This is a genomic window from Photobacterium rosenbergii (genome assembly GCF_033022775.1).
GTDB lineage: Bacteria > Pseudomonadota > Gammaproteobacteria > Enterobacterales > Vibrionaceae > Photobacterium > Photobacterium rosenbergii_A.
In genome coordinates, this window is the sequence record NZ_JAWJZI010000003.1 from 368,019 (window position 1) to 394,095 (window position 26,077).

Here is a 26,077-nt window from a genome sequence, read left to right on the forward strand (position 1 = left end):
CCTTAGGAAGTCGACTGAATAATAATCACATACCAAGGAGCTATGTCGTATGTCTACACTGACACAAAGGAGCACTACGTCCCAGGGCACACCAACTTACCCAGGCCAATCAACCGTAATACATGGAAATGGTGCCGTCGCGCATGTCATGGATTACGTTTGTGGCGGTGTCATTGGATACCCCATTACCCCTTCGACCGAAATCTCAGAATTATACGAAGCATTCAGGGCGCAAGGCGGTTGCAATGTATGGGGACAGCACCCCTTCTTCTTCGAACCCGAAGGCGAACACTCAGCACAAAGTGGTGCACTCGGCGCGGCTCTGACCGGCGGGAAATATATCTCAAATGCCTCCTCTAGCCAGGGGATCTTATATGGCTTGGAATCTCATTACGTCACCGTAGGTAAGAAAGCCGCAGGTTTTGTGCTTCACGTGGCGGCTCGATCTGTCTCGCGCCATTCACTGAATGTCATGGCCGGGCATGATGATGTATACGCCCTGCTTTCTGCTGGCTACACCACCCTATTTGCCAGCAACGCACAGGAAGCGGCAGACCTTGCGGCGATTTCATACCGTGTTAGTGCACAATCGCTGATCCCGGTTGCCAATACCATGGACGGCTTTGCCACCAGCCACATCCAGAGTGAAGTGAAGTTGCCAGAGCCAGAATTGCTCAAGCAATACCTTGGCGACCCAACTGACCGCATCCCTGCACCAACCGAAGCACAGCGTATGCTTTACGGTGCCAAAGGGCGGGTTTGGCAGCTCAATCAATTCATCGATAAATTCCAAGACCAGTTCTGGCCTGAAAAGCTAAATGACCTGAAAGGCTATATTACCAGCAACAGCGAAGCGATTGAGAAAGATGGCGAAGGCCAGTTCATTGAATCAACAAATGCCTTCTTGCCTGATGGCCTGCACAAGAAATGGCAGCGTGCATGGCTCAACGCTTACGAGAAAGATACCCGCCAGCGCGTACCAGCCCTCATGGATACCCATAACCCAGGCTTGACCGGCGGGGTGCAGAACCAGCCAGATTACCAGGCAGGTATTGTCGACCATCGCAGCCACTTCCAAAATGACGTGCCGATGTTTATCGAGCAAGCGATGAAGGAATATGGCGAACTGACCGGTCGGTTCTACGAGCCAGTTATGGACTTCATATGCGACGATGCAAACTATGTCATTGTTGGCCTAGGCTCAGTCACTGATGATGCTGAAGCCGTTGCCGCCCACTTGCGCAAACAGGGCCAAAAAGTCGGCGTCATTTCTATCAAGCAACTTCATCCATTCCCTGAAGCACAAATCGTCGAGAAACTTGCCGGTAAAATGGCGGTAACCGTGCTTGAGCGCTGTGATGAAACCCGCTTGACGGCCCGACTCTCCCGCGCCTTGTTCAAGGCACAAGAAAACGTTCAGAGCCCAAGGCATAAAGGGATCCCTGCCCTGCAGCATATTCCAACCATCAGCACCGGTATTTTCGGGCTTGGTGGCCATGACCTGCAGCCTAAGCACTTGATTGCCGCGTTCGACAATATGCGCGAAGAAAATACCAAGCCGTTCTTCTACCTCGGCAGCCAGTTCTTCGATGCTAAAGCCACAGGTGAGCTGAAAGAAATCCAAGACCGCCTGCGTGCCGCCTACCCAGATACCGAGCTAATGGCACTGGAAACCGGCGAAAACCCTAACCTGCTGCCAGAATCTGCACTGCGGGTTCGTTTCCACTCGGTAGGTGGTTACGGCACTATTGCCACCGGTAAACTGCTAACTGATATCTTGTCCGGCGCATTGGGGCTGCACTCGAAATCTATGCCGAAATACGGCTCGGAGAAAAGTGGTGCACCGACCAACTTCTTTATTACTCTGTCGCCAGAGCCAATCAAGATCACCAACGCCGAACTACAGCAAGTTGAAATCGTCCTGTCGCCAGACCACAAGGTGTTCATGCACACCAACCCACTGGCAGGCTTGACCCCTAACGGTACATTCATTTTGCAAACCCACCACGAGCCTGAGCAGGTATGGCAGGAAATTCCAGCCAGCGCCCGCCAGTACATCCGTGAAAACAACATCAACTTCTACATTGTCGATGCCTTCAAGGTCGCCCGTGAGCAAGCGCCATCGGCGGATCTTGAAATCAGGATGATGGGTATCGCCTTTATCGGCGCACTTTGCGGCCACGCGACCCAGGTCACCCATGGGGCTGACGAGGCCTTGATGCTTGAGCGTATCACCCAGCAAATCGCCAAGAAGTTCGGCGCCAAAGGCGAGAAAGTCGTTGCCAGTAACATGGCGGTGATCCGCGAAGGGATCCATGCGACCAAGCAGGTTTGCTACGCAGAGTTCGAAGATGCTGATATTGCTGCAGCGGCAACAACCAAAGCCGAAGCACCGAAGCAAAAACAAGCCAGCTGTGGCCTGTTCGACCCATCCTACTTCAGCAATATCGCCGGTAAGCATTACGCCGATGGCTCGATTGGCGAGGCGCCGGTTATTCCAGGTTCGGGCATGTTCATGCCACCAGCGAGCGCGATCACTAAAGATAAAGGCCTATTCAGGCTCAATGCACCTAAGTTCGACGCCGATAAATGCACCGGCTGTATGGAATGTACCATTGCCTGTCCTGACGGTGCGATCCCGAATGCGGTGCATGAGCTACACGATATCCTTTATGTCGCTATCGACAAACTCAATATCCCGCCAGCACAGCGTGATGGCCTGAAGGCGAAAATGCCGCCGATTTTGGATGCAGTTCGCCAGTACTACCGCACCGCGCCGAAGAACGAATCACTGCCGCTGCACCAAGTGGTTGCCAAAGTGGTCGATACCATGTCCTTCGACGAGCAGGGTGTGAGCCAGCAGATTGCTGGAATTTGTGTCGCACTGGAATCTTTGCCAGTCAGCCGTACCAAGCCTTTCTTCGATGCGATGGAAAAGGCGGTTCCGGGCAGCGGCGGTTTATTCTCAGTTGCTATCGACCCGAGCAAGTGTAGTGGGTGTATGGAATGTGTGGATGTTTGTGGCCCGAACGCGCTACAGAAAGTCCGCCAGACCACCGAAATGAACCAGCAGATGCACGAGCTGTTCCATACCTTGGCAGAGATGCCGAATACCCCAGCCCGCTTCCTGCAACAAGGCGTCACCGATGCCAACGAGTCCAAGCGCCTATTGCTTGATCGCAGTAACTACTATGCCATGAGTTCAGGCCACGGTGCGTGTCGTGGTTGTGGCGAGGTCACCGCGTTGCGTCTGGTTACCTCTATCAACCGTGCTTTGCAGCAACAACGCTACCAATCGCACATCGCCAGCCTTGAAGACATGATTGAGAAGCTGGAAGACAAGCACCAATCATTGGCGGCTATCGATGCAGAACAAATCCGTGCCGAGCGTATTGCCCGTACTCTCCAAGTGCTGGAAAAACGCCTGTACCACTTCGAATATGGACCAACCGGCAATGGGCCATCCGATGCTCTGATCGCCAACGCCACAGGTTGTAGTAGTGTTTACGCTTCGACCTTCCCGGCTAACCCATACAATGACCCATGGGTGAACAGCTTGTTCCAAGATACCCCAGCGGTTGCCAAAGGCTTGTTTGAAGGGGAAGCGGCCAACCAGTTAGAGCAGTTCAAGGCACTACGTACTGCCAAGCTAGAGCTAGAAGATATGTACGATGCAGAGGTCCATGACCGCCAGCTTCGCTACCTAGAATGGAGCCACTTGTCAGATCAAGAGCTCGGCCTCTTACCGACCGTATTCAGTATCGGCGGTGACGGCGCGACCTATGATATCGGCTTTGGTGCCCTGTCCCGTTTGCTATCGACCAGTACGCCTATTAAGGTCTTCGTGCTCAATACCGGTAGCTACTCCAACACCGGTGGCCAGGCATCCACTGCTAGCTTTACCGCGCAGGACTCCGACCTCAGCCGCTTCGGCAGTGCTCACAGTGGTAAGCAGGAATCGCGCAAAGAGCTGGGTATCATCGCGACCTTCCACCCGAAAGTGATGGTGGTGCAAACCTCTACCGCCCTACAGGGCCATTTCATGGCTAACTTGATGGAATACCTCAACTATCAAGACGCCCCTGCACTGTTTGATGTCTACACCCCATGCATGGGTGAGCACGGTATTGCCGATGACGCCAGCACCCGCCACTCTCGCCTAGCTGTCGAAAGCCGCATGAGCCCAGTGTTTGTCCACGACCCACGCAAAGGCAAGACCTTGTCCGAGCGCTTCTCTATCGAAGGCAACCCCGAGCTGCAGCATGACTGGGCAACCCATACCATTAGCTACATCGACAACGACGGTATGACCCAGTTGAAACAAGTGCCATTTACTCCGGCTGATTTCTCACTCTATGAAGGACGTTTCAAGAAACACTTCAACCCAGTATCTGACGAGCAGCACGCGGTTGAGATAGCTGAGTTTGTGGCAATGACTGCCGATGAACGCAATGGCAAGGTACCGTTCATTTGGGCAACCGATAAACAGCAGCACCTGATCAGGCTAAGTGTCTCCAGCTCGATTGTCGCCCTGACCGAAGAGCGGTTACGCAACTGGCATATGCTGCAGTACCTGAGCGGCCAGCACATCACCAACATCGACCAGCAATACCAGCGTCAGATCGATGAGTGGAAACAGCGTTACCACACCGCGATGGACAGCAACGAGCAAACTATCGAAACCATCGCCAACGGCTTGGCTGAATTGGCCATGGCTGCTTCGCCCAATGTGACCAATAGCATCCCGGTCACCCAGATAGATAGCAGTTCAACTGCCCCGCAGGCTTCTACTAGCAATCAAGGAAACTTGCCGCTCGTCGCTATCAACGAGGACGAAAAAGGCCAGTGTACAGACTGCAAAACCTGCTATCAGCAATTGAGCGAGCTGTTCGAGAAAACCACCATTGTTGAAAACGGTGAAGCCAAGGTCATCAGCCAGGTGATCCCTAATGCACTGGAAACTGTCGAACTTAGCGACGAGCTGATCAAGCGTGCCTCGCGCATTGCTGATGAGTGTGATGCAGAAATCATCCACTTCAACGCGCCTGCATCGGTGGAGGTGTAGTCATGAGTGATGTAATTTCCCGTCCAATCTCGCAAGCTCAACGGGAGCTGATGCTAAAGCGCATGGAGCAAAACCCACAGCGCTTCCAGCAGATGGTGATCGAGGAGAGCATGCAGCTTATCCGCGACACGCTCAAGCAAGGCAAGCTGTCTGCTGAGTTTACCGAAAAGCTTTGGCAGCTATTGCTCGCTGACAACGAGCTCAGTGTCGCCCTTCAGCGTTACTTATGGCGTATTCCGCTCAAGCAAAAGCGTGCTTTTGTGCAGGCGCTGGATACCCATATGTCTGAACGCTACCCGATGTTCAAAGGGCTGTCTGTTGGATGGCCCGGCAGCAACAACATACCGCCTTACGTGCGCCCTGCCGAGGAGCGCCGCAAGGACTTTGACTTGGTTAGCCAGGGCTACCTCGGTTACATGGGGCTGGGCTACAGCCTGCGTGAAGTCGAGATGTTCGTCTGGCTGGAAGTGATCCGAGACAAACAGTGTGAAGACCGCCCGTGTGAAATCGGCGTACCGAAATGCGATCGCGACGGCAACCCCGCTGAAGAAAACGACGGCGGCTGCCCGGTCAAGATCCACATTCCACAGGTACTCAACCTGATGGGTGAAGGCCGCTTCAGAGACGCTTTCGAGCTGATCCGCGATGCCAACCCACTGCCGAATGTTACCGGCCGGGTTTGTCCCCAAGAGTTGCAATGCCAGGGGGTGTGTACCCACAACGACAGGCCAATCGAAATCGGCCAGTTGGAGTGGTTCCTGCCCCAGCGTGAGCGCGAACTTTCCAACGGTAAGCCACCAAAACCGGCTGATATCAATCCTTGGGTTGCGGCGACCAAGCCACCAGTGGCGATTGTCGGCTCTGGACCTTCGGGGCTAATCAATGCCTATTTGCTTGCCAAAGAAGGCTATCCGGTCACAGTGTTCGAGGCATTCCATGTCTTGGGCGGGGTACTGAGATACGGTATCCCTGAGTTCCGTTTGCCTAACCAGTTGGTTGACGATGTGGTCGAAAAAATCAAAGCGCTCGGCGGCCGCTTTGTCACCAACTACATCGTCGGTAAAACGGCAACGCTTGAAGACCTTAAGCGCGCTGGCTTCACGCGCATTTTTGTCGGTACTGGTGCGGGCTTGCCGCGCTTTATGAATGTACCGGGTGAGCATTTGCTGAACATCATGTCGGCCAATGAATTCCTGACCCGTGTCAATCTGATGCACGCCAATGAGCCTGACTACGAAACGCCAATGCCGGATATGGAAGGCAAGGAAGTGATGATCATCGGCGGTGGTAACACTGCGATGGATGCTGCCAGAACGGCCTGCCGTTTGGGTGCCAACGTCACCATTGTCTACCGCCGTACCCAGCAGGAAATGCCAGCCCGTGTCGAAGAGCTTCACCATGCGCTCGAAGAAGGAATCCAGCTTAAGGAGCTCCGCTCGCCTTGCGAGTTCAACGGTGACAAAAACCATGTTCTGGCCAGTGCCAAGCTTGATGTAATGGCGCTGGGCGAGCCTGATGCTTCTGGCCGTAGACGTCCACAGTCTACCGGTGAGTTTGAGCTGATGAAGGTCGACTTTGCCATTATGGCCTTGGGTAACAGCTCTAACCCGATCGTCAAAGACGCCAACCCTGACTTGAACACCTCCAAATGGGGTACGCTTCTGCTCAATAAAGGCTCGCAAGAGACTTCACTCAGCGGCGTATACAGTGGCGGTGATGCTACCCGTGGTGGCTCTACTGCGATCAAGGCTGCGGGTGACGGTCAGGCAGCGGCAAGGGAAATCATGGGGCAGATTGATTTAAACGCGGTCAATTTCAACGCCAAGGAAGTCGAAGGGCTCGTCGCACAAGCTTGTCACTATACAGGACTAGGCCAAACCCCAGCCAAAATCGTCAAACGTCGTCAATTAACCGAAGAAATTGTCGAATTCACCATTACCTCTCCACTGATTGCCCGCTCAGCCAAGGCAGGCCAGTTTGTCAGGGTACTGGCGGATGAAAAAGGTGAGTTGATCCCGTTAACTCTGGCCGATTGGGACGCCGAAGCCGGCACTATCGAGCTGGTGATCCAGGGTCTGGGTACCAGCTCCAAGCTGATCAACCAAATGCAAGAAGGTGACTGCTTCGAGGCTATTGCCGGCCCATTGGGACAGGCAAGCCATGTAGTGAAACACCCTGACAACCAGAGTGTCATCTTCACTGCTGGCGGTGTGGGCCTGCCTGCTGTGCACCCTATCATGCGTGCCCATCTGGAAATCGGTAATAAGGTCACCTTGATCTCCGGCTTCAGAAGCAAAACCCATAGCTTCTGGACGGAAGAAGGCGACAAAGTCGAGAACCTTCGGGCTGCCTACCCTGAACTGCTGGAAGTGGTTTACGCCAGTAATGACGGTACATTCGGCATCGAAGGCTTCGTGACTAACCCGCTGGAAGATCGCTTGGTACAGCATAGGGAAGCCAATAGTCCTGATTCTGATCAGACAATTGCAGAAGTCATCACCATAGGTCCGCCTATGATGATGCGCGCAGTGAGCGATCAGACTCTGGGTTATCAAGTCCCTTGTGTGGCCAGCCTCAACTCCATCATGGTGGATGCCACCGGCATGTGCGGTGCGTGTATGGTGCCTGTGATGGAAGACGGCAAACTGGTGCGTAAACACGCCTGTATCGATGGCCCGGAAATCAACAGCCATGTCATCGATTGGGATAAGTTCCTGCCAAGGTTTAACCAGTTTAAACCGCAAGAGCGCCAGAGCCAGATAGCGCATAAGCTGATAGAAGAGTAAATTAATAGCAGAGTAAGTTCCAGTAGCTCGCTAATACCCAAAGGCCCCACTTTTGAGTAGGGCCTTTTCTTTGCCGACTCGCCACGCCACTCCAAAATAAGCTCTTCAAAAGTAGAACAAGAGTAAGCAATAAAACCAACTACACTTAATCCACATTGATACCAATCTGGATAAGTATCAGGAGACTATTATGAGTGGCTCAAATCATCATACATACAAGAAAATGGAGCTGGTTGGATCATCACCCGATGGGATTGAAGATGCCATCAACAACGCCATTGCCCGTGCTAATGAAACTATTAAAAATATGCGCTGGTTTGAGGTCGTTGAAACCCGTGGCCATATTGAAGATGGGAAAGTGGCCCATTGGCAAGTGACATTAAAAATAGGTTTCACCCTAGAAGAGTAAGTAGGAAACCATTAGCCAACAACGAAATTAAGGCCATGAATATCATGACTTTTATGGGATTTGTAAAAATATAAAATCCCATAAAAGATATATCAAATCCTCACCGCGGCTCTTGCCTACCCACCCTTTTCGTAACATTATCCGTGTCGAAAGTTGATTGTTAAATCCAAATCAATGATTGCTAATTGTGTTTATCACCTACTTTAGATAAGCGACTGTCTGGGGAGGTTAACTCCCCTTTTTTTAATACCTAGCAGGTATTACTAGGCAATTATCAAGGCAAACTCTAGCCTCATTGAGACATCAGTTTCTGTTACTACATTGAACAGTTGGGGCATTAATATGTTTGCGCCCCTTTTTTTAAAAACGCAGCAGTTCTTTGTTGAAGTGATTCTTTGCTAAAACAACTCTTGGCCAAAACCCTTCTATTGTCTAAGACCCCTAAGTCAAAAAAGTAACCAATGCCTCAAGGTACGGAGCGCCCGCTCTGAGAAGTCCATCCCCTCAATGCTTTCCTTGGTTTCCAACGCCAGCTGTGGCTCATCGGTAATGATGCCATCGACACCGAGCAAGAATAGGCGCTGCATGGATTCTGCATTGTTAATGGTCCATGCTAAGACTTCTTGCTCGCGCTGCTGAATTTCGATGATCCGCCACGCATCAAGCCATTGGTCACTCACCATCAGCATATCGACGTCGCGTTCTAGATCCGATTGGCCAACACTGGCCGCATAGATAAGTGCATAACGCAGGTGCTCAGGCCGCGTAGCTTCCATCTTGTCCATCAGCCTTGCCAGTAATTCTGTATCCAGGCTCGATACAATCATGGCTTGCCGGTAATTCGGCAACAGCTCCGCCATTGCCAGTGCAAGATCAAAACTACGGTTGTAACGCTTCAATTCAATATTAAATTCAATATCGTCAGCATAATCATCCAATAAGCTGGTTAACAGCGGTGGCGGGATACGATTCTGTTGCTCGTAGGCCGCGACAATCTCAGCATAGCTGGCGTTTTCCACCACCAAGTGCGAGCCCAACATACGGCCCAAATCACGGTCATGGAACACCACCACTTGCCCATCTTTGGTTATCTGCACATCAATTTCCGAGCTTTCGATCCCCAATGAAATAGCATACTGAATACCTGCTTCGCTATTTTCTGGGTGTGCAAAACCACCACCGCGGTGAGCGGTTACATAGCCCGAGGTATTGGTTTGTAGGTGGCCAACGAAATGGCGCACATCCGAATAGCCGTTAACCGACGCAAACACTATCAGCAGCACCATCAGACTTCGCAGCAAAATACGGCGCTGTGTGCTTTGCATCAGCCCGGCGAAACGCTCTTCTTCATTGACGAGCTTAAGGCGCTTGGTCTGAAGCCGTAATACGTAGTATTGGCAGCTTGCGTAGATAAACCTGTCGATAAAGCTCAGCAGGAATCCTACTCCAATCAAAATAACCGTTGCGACCATAATCCACGGATAGCGCTCAGGATCATAAGTCGCCCAGTGAAGAATCGGCTCAAGTACAAACAAAATACCCTTGGCGATAATCGCAATGATCACTACCCGGCCAAGCAACCATGCGATATGGCCCAGTAAGATATGCAGGTAAATCCCCTGGCTTAGGCGCTGGGCTTGCTTGAACAGCTTCCACTGGGAGCAGTTTTGAAACAGGCTGAGCGGTAATGCGAGCCACCAGCTTGCCCAATAGCGAAGCACCAGCAATACAATAGGCAAGGTGAGCAAAACCAATAAGCCAACCGCAAGCCACAGTGAGCTCATCTGGTGGCTGAGATAATAGTTGATATCCCAGTCATTGAGCATAAGACCGTAGATCCAGCGTCCGCACCACACCAAGGTAGAAAGCAGTAAGCTGATCCCTAATGACTGGGCGAGCAAAACCTTCGCCACCCGGAAACTGCGCTGTAGGATCAACCCGAACGTGTCCAATATTGAGCGCTTGCCCAAGTCATGCTGAGCCAACAAGATGCTAATGGTTGAGTGTTCGACAAAAAAGGCAAAGCTTAGCTGCGTTATAAACCATAAACTAAGTAAGAAGCCGGCGGGAGAGAGAAAGAAAGCCAACAGCTCCTGGTTGGCAATCGCACTCACGCCGTGAAACGCCATCAGCTTGGAGCTGACCCAAATGTCGAGAGGCACAAACAAGGTCAGCAGTGCACATCGCACAAAAAGGAAACTAGTCAGCATCTGCAAGCCGCTGGTTGTTAAACGGTGCCAAATGAAATAAAGAATGTGCCGACTGCGATGGAAAATTGCGCTAATCAAGGGTTATTTCGCCAAATTTGTTATTTAGTTCTGAAGGTATGATAACACCAGAGCTGCTTGGAAGCTCATCGAAGCTAAGTGCTGGAAAGCCAGGGTACAGTTGGTTAATTCCTACTTCAAAGAAATAGCGAATTGCATTGCTGCATAATTTTGCTTTGAAATGTGTAACGGTTCAAAGCAGCAGGAAAGCGTTTAAGGTAACGTTAGCCTACAGAAACTAATCGCATCGAGATATTTTATGCTGACAAATGAAGAAGTTCACTACTGTTCCAAATGTGCAATGGAAACTAAGCATATTGTTGTTTTGGTTCGTGATGAGCCTGAGAAGAACCAATTTAAGGATTTTTTGAAAGGCTTTATTAAAAGTGTTGCTGTTGGCGCGTTTGAAGCCACTATGGATGACTTTTCACGCCATAGTATTTGCGAACAATGCGGTAAAAAGACGATTAACGACAACCTCACCTAGCAATAGCGACACCAGTCCATTTCCTTCGAGTTTTTAAACTGACATGCTGCGGGTTCAATTGTGGCTAGCACAGCGCTGTCCGATGCTCGGCATTCAATCAAACAGAGCTACAAACTCGAAGCTGCCCCGAAATGTTTTAGCACTCATAGATTTGGTAATAGAACACTGCTAATTTGCATGCACATTACTGTATGCACCCCATCTCCGATGACATCGTCATTTGAGCACTATTATCCCTGTTTTAACGAAAGTGTATTGATAATTTGCCCATTTATCGAGTTAAGCATACTTCTTAAACTAATCACTAAGCATATATAACCGATAAATCAATATGAAAGTTTTAATGAAAAGATCAACTTTAGCATTAATAACAACACTCATTGCCCCTTCAATCTTTGCTGCTGAAGGCTCTTCAAAAGTTGTCGTGACAAACGATATTGAGTGGGGGGACTTGAACTCACTTCATGGTGTATTAAGTCCAGGCGTAGCCGATATTTGGGGGGATCGAACAACAGATACGATCGAGACCACTGATAGTATACATAGAGGTCAATTATGAAAAAAACAGCTTTCGTCATCATCAGCGCTTTGTTTCTGTCTTCACCAGTCTTGGCTAACAGCGTGCTTGATTACCACCTATCCACTGTAGGTGAGCGTGATTCGCTAGCAACGATTCAACTAGAAAAATCAAACTTAGGTTCAATGAGCGTAATGGATGTGCAATTGCATAACTCAGGAGAAGCGAATATGCCGGCTGGCCATAAAATCAATGGTACTGTAAACGACAGCAGCCAGTCTGTATTTGAGTATCACTTGAGCACCATCGATTAAGAAAGGGTCAGAAAGGGCTGGTGAGAAAGCACCGGCCCTTTTGCGTTATGATCTTATTCCCCATTCCTTAACGCTTTGATAGGCTAGTCATCAATTGGCCATTCTTGCTCAGTAAGCAGCTTTTCATCAATGAGCCTTTGTCTGAGTGTGCTAATCACAACTTTGAGCTCGTCACGAATCAGACGTACCGCAGGTGAAATCAATTGCCTGCTAGGGAGCATCAACCACATTTCAGTGTTTGGAATGTGGTAACCCGTCAGGATTCGCTGTAATCGCCCGTTGAGTAGGTCATCCCCCACATCAATTGCTGATTTTTTTGCGATCCCAACACCATCTATACACCAACGTCGTACAATATCTCCGTCATTGGCAGCTCGGTTACTGGTGAGCTTGATTTTGTATTGGCGTTCAGATTCATACACTTCCCAAGTGTCATGTACGACTTCGTAGAGTTTATAAAGTAGGGCGTTATGCTGTGGTAATTCAGCAGGCGTTCTTGGCTCACCATGTTGCTCCAAATAGTATGATGATGCACAAATGACATGGGGAATATTGCAAATTTTAAAGCCGTATAGATTAGATTCTTGCACAGCCCCTTTTGTCATTGCTCGTAGGGCAACGTCAACGCCATCACGATAGAAGTCAGTGCGACTGTCGCTAGCGTGAAGGCGCAGCGTTAATAATGGATGCGTTTCCATTACTTTATTTAACAAGTCTTTCATCAGGTTCCGGCCCATTTCAGAAGATACGGCGATCCTTAATTCCCCCCCAATGGTTTGTTGCTCTTCATGAATAAGATTTTGACCTTGCTGGAGAAGATCGAGTGCTTGCTGGCAAAGGGGAAGGTAGCGTTCTGCTTCAGGAGTAAGGCGCAACTGTCGTGTTGTACGGACAAATATTTGTGCGCCAAGCGCCTGCTCAATACGCTTAACCGCAACACTTGCCGCTGAAGAGCTAATATCGAGTTGGTTAGCCGCTGCTGTAATCGATTGGAGCTCGGCCACTTTGAGTAGGACTTGTAAATCTTCTATTTTCATAATTTTGTTAAATATCTGCCGATTATCCACGTTTTAACGAAATTGTTTTAAACATTTGCCCGTTTATCGAATTAATAGTAGGTCATAAAATCCCTATCAAGCTGAACTGATGGAGAAATATCATGACAAACGTATTTAAAAAAACAGCTTTCACACTAGCGGCAACACTACTTTCAACTTCAATTTATGCAGCTGACGACGTATCAAAAGTGGTCGCTGCCGACGACATTGAATGGGGCTACTTAAACCCACTGCGTGGTGTTTTGAGCCCTGGTGCTGCTGACCTGTGGGGTGATCGCACAACTGACACCGCTACCGGCATGTTGGTTCGTTTTAACAAGGGGTTTGAGTCTCCCCCGCACATTCATAATATCACCTATCGTGGCATTGTGATTGACGGTTTGATGCACAACGATGATCCAACAGCAGAGAAAATGTGGATGCCAACCGGCTCATTTTGGACACAGCCTGCAGGGGAAGATCATACAACAGCAGCAAATGGTGAAAATAACCTTATTTATCTTGAAATTGATGCAGGTCCTTACCTTGTTCGTCCGTCTGAAGAGCGTTTTGACAATGGTGAACGTCCATTAAACTTGCACAATGACAATATCGTCTGGCTCGATAACAGTGACTTAGTTGATATTAATGCTGATGGAGTACAGTCCACTTATGTTTGGGGCAGCACATCGGACATGGGTGGCTCGATGGTGAAACTACCTGTGGGTTACAAGGGGGAATTTAAAACAGATGCCAGTGAATTTCGTGCTGTAGTGATTAGCGGTGAGGTGGGTTATCAGTCAGCCGAACAAGAGAATATTTCTCTCAATGCAGGCAGTTATTTTGAATCTCAAGGCAATTTCACGCATGAAATTGAAAACAAGAGCGAGAGCGATGTCACTATTTATATTCGTACTAATGCGAAATACCAAGTGAATTAAATCGCTAAGCCCATTACCTTTAGATAAACAAAGCGGTAATTGACGATGAAACCCCTAAACATATTAGTCGCACTGGTGTTGGTTGCGGTAGTACCTTTTGCAATGTCAAAAAGTACTGAGTTTGATAGAACCGCTGTTGAACTTCAGTGGCATGACCTAGTTCCTGAATCGGAACGAGAGAGAGCAGTGCAGGCTCATGCACAGATGCTAGATCATAATAGTGGCCAAGCTGACCAACTGTTAATTGGTAATACCCGTCCTGAGCTCAATGGTAACAACGTCAAAATTCCGGGATTTGTTATCCCGTTGGAAGGAGACGCAGATACGATAACCGAGTTTTTGTTGGTGCCATTCTATGGTGCGTGTATTCACGTCCCACCACCACCGCCAAACCAAATTATTCATGTAAAGTTTGAGCAAGGGGCCCCCACGAAAGAACTGTGGGATATCGTTTATATTACAGGAACGCTCAAGACGGAGTCGTTAGTTACTGAATCTATCGGTGTAGAATCAGGCTATACAATTTCAGGTGCAGTGCTAGAAAGCTACGACAAAGCGTAAGGGGGAGTACCGTCTTCCCCCAACTGACACAGATCAGAATCTTTCTGTGTAAAAGGTTGAATTATGAAGTTAGTAGCCCACTATCAACAAAGTTGATAAGGAAAACAGCAACCCAATGACTGGGTTGCTGTTTTTATTAATCGGATTAATCAATTCGCATTAACGTAGCTCATAGCTAGGCGCTAACGCATGTCCCGGCTTTTTCAGCCAATACATCCAGCCCTTCTTCCAAGGCGCCGATGTAGGCCCTGCCACCAAACTGGGCAAAGTCAGCGGCGGCTTCCACTTTCGGCCCCATTGAGCCAGCTGGGAACTGGTATTCACTCAATTGCGCTGGGGTTGCGGCACGAAGAGCACGCTGGTTTTCAGTGCCCCAATCTAGGTAGACCGCATCGGCATCGGTCAAGATCAGCAGCTTGTCAGCGTTAAGCTGCTTGGCGAGCAAGGTCGCAGCCAGGTCTTTGTCGATCACCCCTTCTACCCCGGTATAACCGTAGTCGGTTTTGCGCACAGGGATCCCGCCGCCGCCACAGCAGATCACGATTTCACCGGCGCCCAGCAGGGTCTCGATAGATTTCTTGTCAATTATGTTCAGCGGTTTTGGCGATGGCACAACGCGGCGGACAAACTCGCCATCGCGCTTCATGGTCCAGTTGTTGGCTTCTGCCAAGATGCCAGCTTCTTCTTCGTTGTAAACCGGGCCAACGAACTTGGTTGGGTCAAGCATACTCGGATCGTTCGGATCAACTTCGATACGGGTCAGCAAACTAGAGACTTCTGTATCCGGCATCAGGTTTTGCAGCTCCTGGGCCAGCATATAGCCAATCATACCTTCACTTTCAGCGCCCAACACATCGAGCGGGTATGGCTGAACCTTGTCATAAGCTAAGTTCTGAAGGGCTAGCAAACCGACCTGCGGCCCATTGCCATGGACAATCGCCACTTGGTATTCCTTGGCAATCTCAGCGATCGCTTTGGCAGCAATCTTGATATTGGCAAGCTGGTTGGTGAAACTTGGCGCATCGCCACGACGCAACAGTGCATTTCCCCCTAAGGCGACGACAGCAGTACTCTTCTTGGTTGGGGTGTTCATAACTACTCCTTGAATTATCCTTGTTGTTTTGGGGCTATCACCCCTACCCGTCCGATACGGCTTACAGCACACTGGCATCGAACGGTTTGCGGCGAATAAAGCGGCCATTCCCAGCTTTCCCCGTAAATTCGCCATTACACGCTACAACGTCCCCTCGGCTGATGGTCAACACTGGCCAGCCCTGGGTTTGGATATCTTCAAACGGGGTGTAATCTGCGTTGTCGTGTAGTAATTCGTGTTTAATTGAAACTTCTTGCTCTGGGTCAAACAGCACCAGGTCCGCGTCAGATCCGGCCTGCAAAGCACCTTTTTGCGGATATAAGCCAAATAGCTTGGCTGGCAGGTAACTAGTCAGCTCGACAAAACGACTTGGGCTGAGCCGCCCTTTCATCACACCTTCAGAGAACAGCAACGGCATTCGGGTTTCAACACCGGGCATCCCGTTGGGGCAAGCGCTAAAGTTGTCTTTACCGCGCTGCTTTTGCTCGTGGTAGGTGAACGAACAATGGTCGGTAGCCACTGTATCAATACTGCCATCCACCAGCCCGAGCCAGAGCTTCTCGCGCTCTACCGCTGGGCGCAGTGGTGGGCTTAGAATGAACTTGAGCGCGTCTTCCCGCTCATAGCAGCTATCATCCAACATCAAATATTGCGGGCAGGTTTCCACCCACACAGGTTGGTGGTTATCGCGGGCAAGGCGGGTGTAATCCAGACCAAGCCCATTAGAGAGGTGGACAATATACAGCGGCGCATCACCGGCCAATTTGGCTAGGTTGATCATCCGGGCAATAGCCTCGGCTTCGCACTCCAGCGGGCGGCTTACCGCGTGGTATTTAGGTGCGGTCTTGCCTTGCTCAAGCAACTGGGTTCGGCGCAAGGCAATGGCAGCATCGTTCTCGGGGTGCACGGTAGCCAGCGCACCGACTTGTTTAAGCTGAATCAGTGCCTTGAGCACGTCTTCGTCATCGAGTTTGTAACCGTAGGTTAGGTACAACTTGAAGCTGGATATCCCCTCTTCTTCGACCATCAAGGCCATTTCAGCGAGGATGTCGTCATTTACGTGCTGGATCACCCCATGGAAGCTATAGTCGATAACGGCTGTTTCCTTGGCGTATTGCTGGTAGACATTCAACTGGTGGTGAAGGCTGCACCCTTTCGGACCAAAGCCCATATGGTCTACAACCGTGGTGGTACCGCCACAAGCTGCTGCGCGGGTTCCAGAGAAAAAATCATCGCAACTGCGCGCGATACCAACATCGATATTGAAATGGGTATGGACATCAATACCGCCCGGCATCACATACAGTCCCGCCGCCTCGATGATTTCACACTGCCTGGGAATGATGTGGATTTCTGGGGCAATGTCGGCGATCTTGCCGTCAACGATAAGAATATCGGCTTTTTGAGCCTGCAGGTGATCAACCACTATCCCCTGGCGGATCAACATTGTCCCCGGACGGGGCTGGGTCAGGATCGCCGCTTGGTTTTCTGATGTTTTTTTCGACGCCGCGGAAAACATACTTTATTCCTTCTCTGCCTAAGAATTCATATACCCAAATCACGTCAAGGTATAAAAAAGGATGCTGTTTCGTTTGCCCGCTGGGATTAGGAACTTAAACTTAGAGGCTTCAGGTTTAACAGACAAAAGAAACAGAACACACCTGCCTAAAAAAGAAATCCATCCTGGGGGGGATATGTGGCCAACGTTAGGCAGAGCGGTCGGCGCCCCCAGGACGGAAAAGGATGGACAGGCAGAGCACAGAGAGCATAGTGCCCTACCCGTCACGTTTTATTACTTCTTCAACTCTTTCAGGTACATCTGAGGAATAACAGCGTACATTGCGGCACAAGTGACTAGGTGATCTTTCCAAGTCTTCTCGTTTGGCGCGTGTGCTTCTGGCTCTTTACCAGGACCGAAGCCGATCACTGGGATACCGTAGCGGCCCATGATAGATACGCCATTGGTTGAGAAGGTCCACTTATCAACGGTTGGTTTCTTGTCAAACAGTAGCTCGTAAGAGGCTTCCAGAGTCTTAGTCGCAACGTGCTCTTCATCGATCTTCCATGCAGGGAAGTAGCACTCTGTTGGGTAAACCAAGCCGGTGTAGGCAGGACGGTCATAGTTGTACATAGACACTTTACCGCCAAATTTCTTAACCGCTTCAAGCTCTTCGATTTCCTTGATAGCGCCTTCCCAGGTTTCACCCCAAGTCAGACGACGGTCGATAGACACCGCACAGCTATCGGCAACGGCACAGCGACTTGGTGAAGTGAAGAAAACTTCAGAAACAGTCAGTGTACCTTTGCCTAGGAATGGGTCGTCGCCAAGGTTAGAAGCCAGTTTCTCGATATCGCCTAGGATATGGCCCATTTTGAAGATGGCGTTGTCACCACGCTCAGGCGCTGAGCCGTGGCAGCTAACACCGGATACATCAACACGGATTTCCATGCGGCCGCGTTGGCCACGGTAGATCTGGCAATCAGTCGGTTCGGTCGATACGACAAACTCAGGGCGGATGTTGCTTTCCTGGATGATGTACTGCCAGCACAGACCGTCGCAGTCTTCTTCCTGAACGGTACCGGTTACTAGCAGGGTGTATTCGTCTTCAAGGCCAAGATCTTTGATGATCTTACCGGCGTAAACCATAGACGCCATGCCGCCTTCCTGATCCGATGCACCACGGCCACCGATCACTTCGTCATCTTCCATACCTTCATATGGGTCGAAGTCCCAGTTATCCATGTTACCCACACCAACGGTATCGATGTGTGCATCCATCGCAATCAGATGAGGACCGTGACCAATCCAGCCCAGTACGTTGCCCATTGGGTCGATTTCTACTTTGTCAAAACCGACTTTTTCCATTTCTTCTTTGATGCGCAGTACCACTTTTTCTTCGTCACAGCTTTCACTTGGAATCGCAATCATGTCACGAAGGAAACGGGTCATGTCCGCTTTGTAGTCTTGGGCTTTTTCCAGCACTTGGGCAAATGGGATGTTCATTATAATTCTCCTTGAACCGGGCGGTGGTCATCACACCCGGTATGATCGATTTTCACGGCACCCTGCCTATTGATGACACCAACAAGGCACTAAATTTAAAATTCTTTATTCATATCTATTTCTGAGCATTTAGTGGTGCTAGTTAGCGCAGACTCTGTGCTAACTAGCCCAAATAATGGGTCAAAAATATGGTCAAACAGTTTGGTGTTTACCGCCCCACACCACTTCGCGGTAATGGACAGGGTCGGTATCCCCTTCGGTATTGATCAGCAGTACCACTGAGTCTTGGTTGAGACCCATTTTTTCCATCAGTTTTTCTTTTTCTGGATGGAAATGAACGGCGGCAAGCAAACCAGCACCTACTGCACCAGACTCACCAGACACAACTCTTGGGTCATCACCCATTGGGTTACCGAGGACACGCATACCTAGTGCGGCAACACTGTCCTGGCAGGAAACAAACTGGGTGGAGCAATCGCGCAATACTGGCCAGCCGATTGGGTTAGGTTCGCCACAGGCTAGGCCAACCATGATGGTGGCAAGGTCGCCATCGACATTGATCATTTCGCCTTTTTCGCTGATACCAGAGCGGTAGATACAGTCAGCTTGGTCAGGCTCGACAACCACGGAGTGCAGTTTGTCAGGGCCGTATTGGTCACACAAGTAACCCAGCACACCGCCAGCCATCGCGCCAACACCGGCCTGTAGGAACACGTGAGTCGGGCGTTCAACTGCCATTTCTTTCATTTGATCGACAGCTTCTGCTGCCATGGTGGTATAACCCTGCATGATCCAGGTTGGGATCTCGGTGTAGCCTTCCCAAGCGGTGTCCTGCACCACTTTCCAACCGTTTTCATCAGCGGTTTTGATCGCAAGGCGCACGGTATCGTCGTAGTTCATGTCGGTGACAATACATTCGGCCCCCAAAGCACGGATGTTGTTGACGCGCTCGTCAGCCGCGCCTTTTGGCATGTACACCACAGCGTTCTGGCCGAGTTTGTTAGCAGCCCATGCTACACCACGGCCGTGGTTACCATCGGTGGCGGTCGCAAAGGTCATTTTTTCTGTGATGTCGTTTTTCAGCTTGTCGAAATCAAAAGCATTGATATCGAGCTTGAACTCATCACACAGCAGGCGGGCAATCGCATAAGCGCCCCCCAGCATTTTGAATGCATTCAAATCGAAGCGGTAAGCTTCATCTTTGACTAGGAGTTTGCCAACACCGATTGCTTTGGCCAGGCAGTCAAGAGAATGTAATGGTGTCGGCTGGTAGCCTTCCACAGCTTGGTGGAAAGAGCGGGCTTTTTCCGCTTCAGCGGCGGTAAATAGTGGAGATAGCTGACCGTTATAGTGGCGGTTATCGGCGATCTCCATTTTAAGAGTGAACGTAGACACGACCAGACCTCATAAAATAAGAGAAAGAAAAAGGCGGGGGTCTGAAATAACCCAAGGGTATAACTCCCCCGCTAATGGGCTAGCATGCCCAAGCATAAAGATACAGATAGATCGACTAGGGACTCGATGCCGTAAGCGGTTATTTAACGCGCTTCTTCGCATCGTCCAGTAGCTCTTGCAGAATATGCCCAGTCTCCTGGTATTTACGGTTTAGTATCATTGCCGCAATAATGTATGGCTTCCAGCTCGCTTCCTTGTAAGTCGCGATACGGTATTTCTCAAATACCGACTCTTCCACTTCACCTTCTTCACACGATACGCCAGTGATGTCCGCTGGTAGGCAGTGCATGTAAAGTGCTTCGCCACCTTTGGTCAGCTTCATCATCTCTTCGGTACAGTGCCAGTCCTTGTGGTTGGCATTCTGTGCAAGGCATTCTTTTTCCAATGCTTTCAGGCCATCGTGGTCGTTAGCACGTAGCAGTTCGGTACGGCGGCCCATCACTTGGTAAGGAGCCCAAGACTTCGGATAAACGATGTCTGCATCTTTGAATGCTTCTTCCATGCTGGCAACCTGAGTGAAGCTACCGCCAGAGGCTTCTGCGTTCTTACGCGCTTCTTCGACAACCTCAGGGATCAGGTCATAGCCTTCTGGGTGAGCCAGGGTGACGTCCATGCCGAAGCGGGTCATCAAGCCGATGATGCCTTGAGGCACTGACAATGGCTTGCCGTAGCTTGGCGAGTAAGCCCATGTCATCGCAATTTTCTTGCCTTTCAGCTTGTCCAGGCCACCGAAGTGCTCTTCCAACCATGCCAAGTCAGCCATAGACTGGGTCGGGTGGTCGATATCACACTGCAGGTTAACCAGTGCAGGACGGTGAGGAAGCACGCCTTCTTTCACGCCGTCATCCAACGCTTCACCGACTTCACGCATGTAAGCATTACCTGCGCCCAGGTACATGTCATCACGGATCCCGATAGCATCGGCACAGAATGAAATCATGTTGGCAGTTTCACGCACCGTTTCACCGTGGGCAATTTGTGATTTGCCTTCATCCAAGTCCTGCTGGGCAAGGCCAAGCATGTTGATCGCCGAAGCGTAAGAGAAGCGGGTACGGGTTGAGTTGTCACGGAACAGGGAGATCCCGAGGCCATTGTTGAATACGTTAGTCGCAATGTTTTCCTGGCGCATTGATTTAAGGGCTTGGGCTGTTTTCAATACACGCTCAAGTTCTTCCGGGGTTTGCTCCCAGGTCAACAGAAAGTCTTTGTCGTGCAGTTCAGATTTAAGCTCATTAATTTCCTTGATCAGTTCGTTGATGCTCTTCATGTTTTTCTTCCCGGTTTCAATTGTTATACGTTCCTGGCAGCGCTTTTCTTCACGGGCCAGTCGCTTAATGGGTAATGACAGCCTTCAGCATTGCTCAATCAGCGATCATTCATTTGGTTTTTGATTTAAGGCACTGAGATTGCTTATAAGAACGGTCCGTTCAAACAGTGTTCTTGTAATGCTTCAGGCTTAAACTAAGGGTTAACAAAAGTAATTGTTTCGGAACTTAATTCAGTACAATCAACAACTGTGCCAAGATTGAATATTGAAAATTATATTTATTGCTACCCGCTGAAAAGCCGCATGAATACTGGGTCGGAAGATTTAGAGCTCTCGTTTATTCATAGAGAAAGGAGAGGCGATAGAAATATCGGCTATCACCGAGGTATCAACTCGCTAGACCAAAATGATAGTGATAAAAAAGAGGGATTATCATATTGATATTCCCATGTGACATTGCTAGCAAAATATTTCTTTTTAAAACAATCAATCAAAAAACCCTGACACATATCAAACAGCATAACTGGGTTTTTCTTTATGTTAATTCGGTCATTAAAGGAATAAGCCAGTCAATATGCTGAATACACCAAGACCCTCAGAATTAATGCAACTGCAACCGACTATCCTCCGCTTTACTCAGATGTTGTCGGCGGTGTTGAAGATCGATGCCGAAGTTGTCGATGCCGATTTAGTGCGAATTGCAGGCACGGGTCCCTACAGTAAGTTTTTTGGGAAGAAGCTTAATACCAGTTCAAGGATATTCAGGTATATCCTTGAAACACATGAAGAAAAAGTTGTCGTAAAATCTCGTACCGATCCTTTATGCGAAGGGTGTACTAACAAAAACGGTTGCCGTGAAATGGCCTTTCTGGGCGTGCCTATCATGATTGAAGAAAGGTGCCTAGGAGTCATCAGTCTTGTCGCGTTTACCGAAGAGTCGCGTGAAAGAATCAAGGAAAATGTCCAGCTTTTCTCAGACTACATTAAACACATCGCCCAAATTGTGGTGTCTAAAGTTGTCGAGAAAAACAGTAACAGTGAAGGTCTCGATGAGGTGTTTACTAATCTTATTGAAAACATGGACCAAGGCGTATTAGTTCTCGATGAAAACAATCGGGTAAAATACGGTAACCAGCCCGCACTCAATAACCTAAATATAACGCAGGAAGGGCTGCATACCCTTGAAATTAATATTCAACCTCTGTCGCTTCACAACAATGAAATGAAGGGCCACCAGCAGCATATTATTTCGCTGGGTGGGCGGCAGGAATTATTAGTCGGGCAGTTTTATAATGCCCACGGCCACCAATTATTTCTGATGGCTTACCATCAACCCAACAGCGCCTTGATGATCCCGGATCATGAACCTCAATTCGCTACAGTTATCGGCGAATGTACCAAGATGCGCCAGCTGAAAAAGCTCATCACCCGCATTGCCAGCAGTCCGTCCAGCGTGCTGATCAACGGTGAAAGCGGCACCGGTAAGGAAGTTATCGCCAATGCAGTCCATAACCTGAGTGATCGCAGCACTTACCCGTTTATCGCCATTAACTGTGCCGCTATTCCTGATCAATTGCTGGAAAGTGAGCTGTTTGGTTATGTCAAAGGCGCCTTTACCGGTGCTTCCACCAAGGGCAAGACCGGTCTGATCCAGGCTGCCAACAAAGGTACCCTATTCCTCGATGAAATCGGTGATATGTCGATGACCCTGCAAGCCAAGTTATTACGTGTATTGGAAGAGCGGGAAGTGATGCCTATTGGCTCGAATAAATCCGTTCCGGTTGATATTCGTATTATTTCGGCGACCAACCGTAATTTCCAGGAGATGATCGCCACCAACAAATTCCGTGAGGATTTGTACTACCGCCTTAACGTTATCCCTATCCACCTGCCACCGCTAAAAGAGCGAGAGGGGGATATCGCGCTGCTGATCAATTACTTCCTCGAGCACCACACCCAAAAAATCGGGGTGACTTACCCGGGGATCAGTGCTGAAGCGATGCGCCGCCTTAATGCCTACCACTGGCCGGGGAACGTTCGAGAGCTGAGCAATTTAGTGGAATATCTCGTCAATGTCGTGCCAGAAGGCGACCAGATAGACGTCGACTTGCTACCTCCATACTTTGAGCAAACACCTGAAACAGCCAGTCCGCAGGAAGTCTTAAGCGACGATTGCTCGATGAGCTTAGAAGAGATGGAGAAGATCCGCATTGAAGAGGCCATTTCGCGGCTTGGCAACCGCAAAATGGTCGCCGAAGAACTAGGGATTGGGATTGCCACCCTGTACCGTAAAATCAAGAAATACGGGCTAAGCAATCACCGGGCCTGATGCTTGATTACCCGAGATACAACAAGGCCGCGACATTCGCGGCCTGTGTTTTGTTAGAAGCTAATTGGCTTACGGCCTGTTGCTTTATCTGCTGGGCCTTTGGCTGCTGGCTTGCCTGAGCCGCCTTTCTTAGCTTTATTGGCTTTATTACTTTGGGAGCGGCCTCCTTGAGAGCCGGCTTTGGCACCCTGCCCTTTACCCTTCTCCGCTTTTGATGCTGACTTAGCGCGAGGAGCTGGCTTTGGCTCAGCCGCTTTCTTTGGCTTTTCCACCACCTCAGTCACTGGCTGATCGCAAAGTACTAGGTAGAACTCATTGTTGAACTCAATGACATCGCCATCGTACACCTTACGGCGTTTACGTTGTTCCAGCTCGCCATTTACCGCGACATAACCTTCGGCAATCGCAAACTTGGCTTCACCGCCACCACTTACGGCGTTGGCAATTTTCAACACCTTATAAAGCTCAATAGGCTGGGCACTCACCTCAACGCCAAGGGCTTCAACTTCATATTCTTCGTGTTCTTCAGACATTTTTCTAACCAGTGGTGACTTCGATAATTTAACTAACAACGAAGATTTTAACCCAATCCGGCTTGGCATTCACGTAGCGGGTAAGTTATTCTCGCCGCTTGTTTCTTCTGCCGATGCCTAGGTTTCCATATGTACTGCCCTTCTTGCGGTCAAGCCTCACTCGCTCACACCGATATCAAAGCGTTTCATTGTGAGCACTGCCAGTTCACCTATTTCCACAATACCGCATCGGCGGTTTTAGCGGTTATCTGCTGTGGCGATGAAGTCTTGGTGGCAGAACGCGGGCGTGATCCCGGCAAAGACATGCTCGATTTTCCCGGTGGATTTGTCGATTATGATGAATCGTTAGAGCAAGCCCTCTGCCGTGAACTGCAAGAGGAACTAGGCTTTCAGCCTACCGACATGCGCTATATCGGCTCGGCACCCAACACCTACAACTACCGCGATATCAAATACAAAACCTGTGATGCCTTCTTTCTCATCACACTTGATAGCAAGCCAAAAATGCAAGCAAATGATGATGTTGCCGCTATCCGCTGGGTAAAGCGCAATGACATTTCCCCGAGTGAGTTTGCTTTCGACTCAGCCAGAAACGCATTGAAATTACTGGGTATAGATTAACGACAATTTGATCGTTCTACGCCTACAAGAGCGGGGAAACTGTGAACTACGCCTCCTTGCTCCTCCTTAAAATAATTAATCAGGGATGATGGTTTGTTAACCAAACCAAGACAGGATGTATGTCGTAAACAACATGATGACTTGAGGGTAAACGTCATGCTGACTTTTAATAAAGATTATGTTTTTTCAAACAACGCAGAAACCAGCTTCGAGGAAGCCAACACTGTATGTTGCCAGCAAGAAGCCGATAAAGAGCTGAAGCGTAAGGCAATGTTGGCAACCGTGCAAAAAGAAGGTGGTTTGGAAGACTGATATCTGAAACTGATATCTGAAGACCAGTCCTAATTCGACGTCTCTCCAGCGCTGGTGGTAACCAAGTTTTTGGCCGCCAACCAATATCTTCCTGTGCCTCGTTGTTAGTAAGCAATCAACTTTCTCAGGCCATCAGCGCTTTTCTTACTCTTGCTGTCGATTTCCAATCTAACCGCCGTTCCTTTAGACTATTCCTTGAAGTATTTTTTACTCAAGGAAGTCCCTATGTTATTTCGCCCCCTTATCTTTTTTGTTGCCCTGGTCTTTTCGGCCCTCGCCAGTGCCGAGACACCGCCAGCAGAAGATAAAATACTGGAACGCCCCTTGATGGAAAGATACATCCTGGATGAGCTAAAAGCATTGCGTATCGACCAACAAGACCTTGAGCGCAGGATGGTGATTGAAATTACCGACCGAGAATTGGCCGTTGCCGATAAATCGATGAACTACGCCAATGTCACTGTCACCTACTTCTTTTACTTGATTGCTGGTGCTGCTTCTTTGTTTGCTTTCGTCGGTTGGCAGTCCCTTCGAGAATTGCGGGATAACACCAAGAAAGCGGCCGACCAACAGCTGCAGTCAATTGCCAATCAATACGAGAAGAAATTTCAACGCCTCGAGCAAGATCTCAAACGCAAAACCCGCATCATTGCCCAGAACAACAAAGAGATTGAGACCATCAACGAAATCCACAACCTGTGGCTGCGTTCGCAAGGCTTACAGACCCCTGAACAGAAAATCGAAGTCTACGATGATATCTTAAAAATCCGCCCCGGCGATTTGGAAGCCCTGACCTACAAAGCCGATGCCGTTATGGAAATCAGGGAGTTTCACTGGGCACTCAGTCTCTGTAACCGCGTACTCGAGCTTGACTCAAGCAATGCTCATGCACTTTACCAGCGAGCTTGTGCCTATGCCTGTTTAGGCTCAGAAGAGCTAGCTATCAACGACTTGGAAAAAGCGGTCAGTGGAAGCGCCTCACTGCGCGAGTTAGCCGCAGAAGATCCTGACTTTGAATCTCTCCACGGTAACGAGCGGTTTGAATTACTGATAGATCCCAGCGATACCTGAAAGCCCAC

At 49.5% G+C, this 26,077-nt stretch carries 19 protein-coding genes; 11 read left to right on the top strand and 8 right to left on the bottom strand.

Going from position 1 to position 26,077, the window contains the following annotated elements:
- The first annotated feature begins 49 nt into the window (after nt 1–49).
- From R2X38_RS09605 to R2X38_RS09615, 3 genes are all read left to right on the top strand, one after another.
- Nucleotides 50–5,065: a 2-oxoacid:acceptor oxidoreductase family protein gene (locus tag R2X38_RS09605; RefSeq protein ID WP_317522009.1), complete on the top strand. Its 5,016-nt coding sequence runs from the start codon at nt 50–52 to the stop codon at nt 5,063–5,065.
- A gap of 2 nt (nt 5,066–5,067) precedes the next feature.
- Entirely contained in the window at nt 5,068–7,851 is a 2,784-nt protein-coding gene (locus tag R2X38_RS09610; RefSeq protein WP_317522010.1) for a sulfide/dihydroorotate dehydrogenase-like FAD/NAD-binding protein, read from the top strand.
- A 190-nt stretch (nt 7,852–8,041) separates the two neighbouring features.
- On the top strand, nt 8,042–8,260 hold the full coding sequence (locus tag R2X38_RS09615) for a dodecin (protein ID WP_317522011.1): 219 nt from the start codon (nt 8,042–8,044) through the stop codon (nt 8,258–8,260).
- 446 nt (nt 8,261–8,706) lie between these two features.
- Here R2X38_RS09615 and R2X38_RS09620 read toward each other — a convergent pair whose 3' ends face one another.
- Complete coding sequence (locus R2X38_RS09620; RefSeq protein WP_317522012.1) at nt 8,707–10,470, bottom strand: glycerophosphodiester phosphodiesterase family protein; 1,764 nt, start codon at nt 10,468–10,470, stop codon at nt 8,707–8,709.
- Nucleotides 10,471–10,786: 316 nt separating this feature from the next.
- Here R2X38_RS09620 and R2X38_RS09625 point away from each other — a divergent pair, with 316 nt between their 5' ends.
- Nucleotides 10,787–11,014 (top strand): hypothetical protein, encoded by a 228-nt coding sequence (locus R2X38_RS09625; protein WP_317522013.1) that lies wholly within the window; start codon nt 10,787–10,789, stop codon nt 11,012–11,014.
- Between the two features lie 555 nt (nt 11,015–11,569).
- Nucleotides 11,570–11,845, top strand: coding sequence for a hypothetical protein (locus R2X38_RS09630; protein WP_317522014.1), 276 nt, complete (start codon nt 11,570–11,572; stop codon nt 11,843–11,845).
- 83 nt (nt 11,846–11,928) lie between these two features.
- Here the strand turns inward: R2X38_RS09630 and R2X38_RS09635 are convergent, their stop codons facing one another.
- Nucleotides 11,929–12,912, bottom strand: coding sequence for a LysR family transcriptional regulator (locus R2X38_RS09635; protein ID WP_317522015.1), 984 nt, complete (start codon nt 12,910–12,912; stop codon nt 11,929–11,931).
- A gap of 92 nt (nt 12,913–13,004) precedes the next feature.
- On the opposite strand from R2X38_RS09635, the gene R2X38_RS09640 reads away from it, so the two are divergent.
- Together R2X38_RS09640 and R2X38_RS09645 are read left to right on the top strand one after the other, a co-directional pair.
- Nucleotides 13,005–13,823: a DUF4437 domain-containing protein gene (locus R2X38_RS09640; protein WP_317522016.1), complete on the top strand. Its 819-nt coding sequence runs from the start codon at nt 13,005–13,007 to the stop codon at nt 13,821–13,823.
- A 102-nt stretch (nt 13,824–13,925) separates the two neighbouring features.
- A complete protein-coding gene (locus R2X38_RS09645; protein WP_317522256.1) occupies nt 13,926–14,384 on the top strand; it encodes a DUF3299 domain-containing protein in 459 nt (152 codons plus the stop codon).
- Nucleotides 14,385–14,559: 175 nt separating this feature from the next.
- On the opposite strand, the gene arcC is transcribed toward R2X38_RS09645, so the two are convergent.
- From arcC to ygeW, 5 genes are all read right to left on the bottom strand, one after another.
- Nucleotides 14,560–15,477: a carbamate kinase gene (gene arcC, locus R2X38_RS09650; RefSeq protein WP_187462024.1), complete on the bottom strand. Its 918-nt coding sequence runs from the start codon at nt 15,475–15,477 to the stop codon at nt 14,560–14,562.
- Nucleotides 15,478–15,538: 61 nt separating this feature from the next.
- Nucleotides 15,539–16,996 carry a dihydropyrimidinase gene (gene hydA / locus R2X38_RS09655; RefSeq protein WP_317522017.1) on the bottom strand — a complete coding sequence of 486 codons (1,458 nt, stop codon included), beginning with the start codon at nt 16,994–16,996 and terminating at the stop codon, nt 15,539–15,541.
- Between the two features lie 273 nt (nt 16,997–17,269).
- Nucleotides 17,270–18,481 carry a YgeY family selenium metabolism-linked hydrolase gene (locus R2X38_RS09660; protein WP_044623725.1) on the bottom strand — a complete coding sequence of 404 codons (1,212 nt, stop codon included), beginning with the start codon at nt 18,479–18,481 and terminating at the stop codon, nt 17,270–17,272.
- A gap of 192 nt (nt 18,482–18,673) precedes the next feature.
- Complete coding sequence (gene dpaL / locus R2X38_RS09665) at nt 18,674–19,876, bottom strand: diaminopropionate ammonia-lyase (protein WP_317522018.1); 1,203 nt, start codon at nt 19,874–19,876, stop codon at nt 18,674–18,676.
- Between the two features lie 139 nt (nt 19,877–20,015).
- On the bottom strand, nt 20,016–21,203 hold the full coding sequence (ygeW, locus tag R2X38_RS09670; protein ID WP_317522019.1) for a knotted carbamoyltransferase YgeW: 1,188 nt from the start codon (nt 21,201–21,203) through the stop codon (nt 20,016–20,018).
- A gap of 604 nt (nt 21,204–21,807) precedes the next feature.
- On the opposite strand from ygeW, the gene R2X38_RS09675 reads away from it, so the two are divergent.
- A complete protein-coding gene (locus tag R2X38_RS09675; RefSeq protein ID WP_317522020.1) occupies nt 21,808–23,532 on the top strand; it encodes a sigma 54-interacting transcriptional regulator in 1,725 nt (574 codons plus the stop codon).
- A 53-nt stretch (nt 23,533–23,585) separates the two neighbouring features.
- On the opposite strand, the gene R2X38_RS09680 is transcribed toward R2X38_RS09675, so the two are convergent.
- Nucleotides 23,586–24,065 (bottom strand): RNA-binding S4 domain-containing protein, encoded by a 480-nt coding sequence (locus R2X38_RS09680; protein WP_317522021.1) that lies wholly within the window; start codon nt 24,063–24,065, stop codon nt 23,586–23,588.
- A gap of 129 nt (nt 24,066–24,194) precedes the next feature.
- Here R2X38_RS09680 and R2X38_RS09685 point away from each other — a divergent pair, with 129 nt between their 5' ends.
- The 3 genes from R2X38_RS09685 to R2X38_RS09695 all read left to right on the top strand — a co-directional run bounded on the left by R2X38_RS09685 (nt 24,195) and on the right by R2X38_RS09695 (nt 26,069).
- On the top strand, nt 24,195–24,686 hold the full coding sequence (locus tag R2X38_RS09685; RefSeq protein WP_317522022.1) for an NUDIX hydrolase: 492 nt from the start codon (nt 24,195–24,197) through the stop codon (nt 24,684–24,686).
- 156 nt (nt 24,687–24,842) lie between these two features.
- Nucleotides 24,843–24,998 carry a hypothetical protein gene (locus R2X38_RS09690; protein WP_317522023.1) on the top strand — a complete coding sequence of 52 codons (156 nt, stop codon included), beginning with the start codon at nt 24,843–24,845 and terminating at the stop codon, nt 24,996–24,998.
- A gap of 225 nt (nt 24,999–25,223) precedes the next feature.
- A complete protein-coding gene (locus R2X38_RS09695) occupies nt 25,224–26,069 on the top strand; it encodes a tetratricopeptide repeat protein (protein WP_317522024.1) in 846 nt (281 codons plus the stop codon).
- Nucleotides 26,070–26,077: the final 8 nt, after the last annotated feature.